Source organism: Acidovorax lacteus (assembly GCF_039540375.1).
Classification (GTDB): Bacteria; Pseudomonadota; Gammaproteobacteria; order Burkholderiales; family Burkholderiaceae_C; genus Acidovorax_G; species Acidovorax_G lacteus.
This window is the reverse complement of sequence record NZ_BAABEX010000017.1, coordinates 1-4,779: the sequence shown is the minus strand read 5'-3', so window position 1 is coordinate 4,779 and position 4,779 is coordinate 1. Positions and strand designations below refer to the sequence as shown.

At 63.4% G+C, this 4,779-nt stretch carries 3 protein-coding genes; all 3 read right to left on the bottom strand.

The genetic code is table 11. The features are described from left to right. Positions 1 to 145: 145 nt before the first annotated feature. A complete protein-coding gene (gene gshB / locus ABD866_RS10785; protein WP_345064544.1) occupies positions 146 to 1,108 on the bottom strand; it encodes a glutathione synthase in 963 nt (320 codons plus the stop codon). A 50-nt stretch (positions 1,109 to 1,158) separates the two neighbouring features. Beyond that, on the bottom strand, positions 1,159 to 2,346 hold the full coding sequence (locus ABD866_RS10780; RefSeq protein WP_345064541.1) for a benzoate/H(+) symporter BenE family transporter: 1,188 nt from the start codon (positions 2,344 to 2,346) through the stop codon (positions 1,159 to 1,161). A gap of 94 nt (positions 2,347 to 2,440) precedes the next feature. After that, a complete protein-coding gene (locus tag ABD866_RS10775) occupies positions 2,441 to 4,309 on the bottom strand; it encodes a potassium transporter Kup (RefSeq protein ID WP_345064537.1) in 1,869 nt (622 codons plus the stop codon). Positions 4,310 to 4,779: the final 470 nt, after the last annotated feature.

Sequence of the window (4,779 nt, the reverse complement as noted above, 5' to 3'; positions counted from 1 at the left end):
CTCAACCCCACCCAAACCAACCTCCCCACCACCTCAACAGCCCAGCACCCCTTCGAACACCAGACCCCTGCAGCAGCGGGAGGCGAACTATAACACCGTTTCAAACGCCGAATTGACGACTCTTGAAGTTTCGAGCATCAGACGCTCAGACAGTTTTGGATTCCACCAACGCCGCCTCCAACGCATCCACGAAGATCGCCGCGACATCGCACCCTGTCTGGTCCGTGATCTCCTGAAAGCAGGTGGGACTGGTGACATTGATTTCCGTGACGTACGCTCCGATGACATCAATGCCTGCCAGCAAAAGGCCCCGCTCCCACAGCTTGGGGCCCAGCGCACGGGCGATCTCCCAGTCTCGCTCTGATAAGGGGCGCGCAACGCCGCGGCCACCCGCGGCCAGATTGCCGCGCACTTCAGAGCCCTGAGGGATTCGCGCCAGACAGAACGGCACCGGGCGCCCTCCGATCACCAGCACCCGCTTGTCTCCGTCTGCAATCTCCGGCAGGAACCGCTGCACCATGACCGTCTGGGAACCATGGCGGTTCAGGGTTTCGGTGATGCTGCCGAGGTTGAGGCCGTCTGGCCCCACGCGAAAGATGCCCATGCCGCCCATGCCGTCCAGGGGCTTGAGGATGATGTCCTGGTGCTCACCGTGAAACCGCACGATCTCGTCTGGATCGCGTGTGACCAGGGTCGGGCCGATGTGATCTGGAAATTCGAGGATCGCAAGCTTCTCCGGATGGTCTCGCAATGCGCGCGGCTTGTTGAACACCGTCGCACCCTCGCGCTCAGCCTGCTCCAGCAAGTGCGTTGCGTAGAAGTACTCGCTGTCGAACGGCGGGTCCTTGCGCATGAGCACCACGTCGAAATCCTGCAGTGGCAGCAATGCCTCCTGGGTCACATGGAACCACTGGCCACTCGCAGCCGACTGCAGCGCAATTGAGCGCACCTGGGCGCGCACCAGCCCGCCGCGCTCCCACGACAGGTGCCGGGGTTCACATGCCGCAATCTGATGACCGCGACGCTGCGCCTCCCGCATCATGGCGTAGGTGGTGTCCTTAGAGATCTTGAAAGACTCCAGAGGGTCGGCAACAAACAGGATATTCATGCTGCAAGGAAAAGGATGGAAACAACAGAGCAGGCACTTAGGAGCCCGCATCACCTCGGAGCTGAGGAAGACTTTCCATACTGTTGCACAAATAGCACCAACGCGCCGGCCACCACACCCCAGAAAGGCGCGCCGATTCCGAGCAGCTCAACCCCGCTGAGCGTGACCAGAAACGTGACCAGTGCGGGCTCCCGATCCACATCCCGCTTCAACGCCTCTGACAAACCAGACGCAATGGTCGCCAGCAGGGCCAAGCCCGCAATCGCAACGACGAGCTCGCGCGGAAACGCCTGCAGCAGGCCGGCCACTACACCCCCAAACACGCCAAGCACGCAATAGAACAAGCCGCAGGCAACCGCCGCCGTGTACCGCCGCCTGGGGTCAGGATGCGCCTGCTCCCCCATGCACATCGCCGCGGTGATCGCACTGAAGCCTAACGAAAACGCACCGAAAGGCGCGAGGAGCAAGTTGACACCGCCCGTCGCACCCAACAAAGGCGAAACAGGCATGTTGTATCCAGTAGCCTTCATGACAGCGATGCCCGGCAGGTTCTGCGACGTCATGGTGACCACAAACAAGGGCAGTGCCATGCCGACCAGCGCCTGCCAAGTGAAAACGGGCGCGGTCCATACCGGCGTCGCAAGCTCGACCTTCACCTGGCTCCAATCCAGTTGCCCCTGGCCGGCTGCAACGGCAATGCCCACCGCCAGCGTCAACAGCACGGCGTATCTGGGGCAACGCCGGCGTCCGACCAGGTACGCCACCAGCATGCACAGCACCAGCACCACAGAGGACTCAAGTGCCACAAAGGCCTGCAGCGCAAACCGTGTGAGCACACCTGCCAACAGCGCGGTGGCGATGGACATCGGAATGCGGCGCGCGAGCGCATCGATCCAACCGCTCCAGGCCACGACCACCACCAGCAACGCACTCACCATGAAAGCGCCTACGGCCTCGCCCATGGAATGCTGCCCCGCCACGGCTGCGGCCGCCACCACGGCTGCGCCGGGCGTGGACCAGGCCACCATCACGGGCATGCGCAGCCACAGCGATGGCACCGCCGAGCACAGCCCCATCCCGAGGCCCAGCGCCCAGATCCACGAGGCCATCTGACCGGCGTCGGCCCCGAGCGCCTGCGCCGCCTGGAACACCAACGCGACCGAGCTCGTGAACCCCACGAGCACCGCCACAAACCCGGCCGTTACCGTCGAAAAACTGAAATCACGCAGCCAGCGCATCGAAGAGTCCCGGCATCGCATGCGCGAGCCCCTGCAGGCACGCACCGCCCCTGCGCCCAGCCATGATCAAGGCCTGATGCACCCCGCAATCCACTCAGATCTCGATCTTGGAGCCGAGCTCCACCACCGCATTGCTGGGCAGGTGCAGGAAGTCCGCCGCACCGCTTGCGTTGTGGTGCATCTGCGCAAAGAGCTTCTCGCGCCACGGGGCCATGCCACCCCCGATGCGCGGAATCACTGTGTCGCGCGAAAGGAAGTAGCTCGTGGTCATCGGATCGACGCCACAGCCGCGGTTGCGCAAAGGCTCCAGCGCACGCGGCACATCGGGGTCGTTCTTGAACCCGTAGTGAATGGTCACCTGCCAGCAGTCGTGCCCAAGGGCCTCGACTTCCAGGCGCTTGTCGAGTCCGATCCAGGGCACCTCATGGTTGCGCACCGTCACGAAAAGGTTCTGTGCGTGCAGCACCTTGTTGTGCTTGAGGTTGTGGAGCAGCGCGTTGGGCACTGAACCGGGATCGGCCGTCAGAAAGACCGCCGTGCCCTCCACGCGTGTCGGCGGGCTCACGAAAACCGCTTCCAGAAAGTCCTTCAGGTCGATCGACTCGTCCTTGAGCTTGGAATTGAGCAGTTGCCGCCCTTGCTTCCAGGTGATCATCAGCGTGAACAGCGCCCCGCCGATCATCAGCGGGAACCAGCCCCCTTGCAGGAGCTTGAGCAGGTTGGACGCAAAAAACGCCAGATCGACCACGAAGAAGGTGCCCGTGGCCGCAATGCACAAGGCCAGCGGATAACCCCAGCCGTACCGGATCACGAAGAACGTGAGCGTGGTGGTGATCAGCATGTCGAGCGTCACCGCAATGCCGTAGGCCGCCGCCAGGTTGGACGACGAACGGAACATCACCACCGCCAGCACGATGGCCACGAACAGCCCCCAGTTGACGAGCGGAATGTAGATCTGCCCCGTGTCGCGCACGCTGGTGTGCTGGATGTTCAGGCGTGGCAGATAGCCGAGCTGGATCACCTGCTTGGTCACGCTGAAGGCTCCGGTGATCAACGCCTGCGACGCGATGACCGTGGCCATGGTGGCCAGCACCACCAGGGGCATCAGCGCCCAAGAGGGCGCCATCATGAAGAAGGGGTTCTTCACCGCCTCGGCGTCCGCCAGCAGCAGGGCCCCCTGGCCGAAATAGTTCAGCGTCAGCGCGGGCATGGCCACCCCGAACCACGCGAGGCGGATCGGGCGCTTTCCGAAGTGCCCGAGGTCGGCGTACAGCGCCTCGGCCCCCGTGACGCAAAGCACCACAGCCCCCAGGATGATGAACGTGGTGCCCGGGTTCTCGATCATGAAGCCCAGCGCGTGGTGCGGACTCACGGCCCACAGGATCTCCGGGTGGTCCACGATCTGGAACACTCCCAGCGTGGCAATCGTCGTGAACCACATGAGCGTGATCGGCCCGAAAAAGCGGCCAATGCCGCCGGTGCCGCGCTTTTGCACGGCAAACAGGCAAAACAGCACCACCAGCGTGATCGGAATCACGTACTGCTTGAAATGGGGGGACACCACCTCCAGCCCCTCCACGGCGGACAACACCGAAATGGCCGGCGTGATCACGCCGTCGCCGTAAAACAGCGAGGTGCCGAAGATCCCCACGATGAGCAACACGCTGCGCAGCCTGGGCTTGTCTTTCACCGCCTGCGAGGCCAAGGCGAGCATGGCGATCAGCCCGCCCTCGCCGTGGTTGTCTGCGCGCAGCACAAGCACCACGTACTTGAGCGACACGATGACCGTCAGGGTCCAGAAAAAAAGCGACAGGATTCCGTAGACGTTGTCGGGCGTGAACGGCACATGGCCGGAGCCGAAGACTTCCTTGACCGCGTACAGCACGCTTGTGCCGATGTCGCCGTAGACGACACCGATCGCACCCAGCGTGAGCGCCGCCAGCGAGGATTTGGTGGTTTGCACTGACCGTACCCGCTGCCCCAGCAGTCGGGTTTCCGTTACGTTTGGGAACGGTATTGTGCGCCTACCCAGACGGCGCGCGGCAACCACGGCAGGGATGTTGCAACGCAGCAACTTGCGGCGCCCGTACGCGGCCCGAGCGCACGCCCGGCACCAGGCACCGGACAGCGCCCACAGGATTGATACGCAGGGCGCGATGGCCACCACGAACGGCCTGGCCGCCTTGACGCCGGGAACGACTCTGCCATGCCCCCGATGCCGCCAGCACAACGCCAAGCCAGCAATGCAGTCTGATCCACCGTGTCGGGGCTCGCCGTTCAGGGCGCGCAAGACGTTCCGTATGCGCTGCAATCCACCTGGTCTTTTTGACCGTTCGTGCTTGGCGCCCTCAAATCTGAAGTGCAACACCTTCCAGAATGAGGCCATCATGATCAACAAGAAAAGCTACGAGCAGATCGGCGAATCCGAGCGAC

What these genes read in the sequence shown, in the direction of transcription:
- gshB (WP_345064544.1), bottom strand. Translation starts at nt 1,108, where the DNA reads ATGAATATCCTGTTTGTTGCCGACCCTCTGGAGTCTTTCAAGATCTCT.
- ABD866_RS10780 (WP_345064541.1), bottom strand. Translation starts at nt 2,346, where the DNA reads ATGCGCTGGCTGCGTGATTTCAGTTTTTCGACGGTAACGGCCGGGTTT.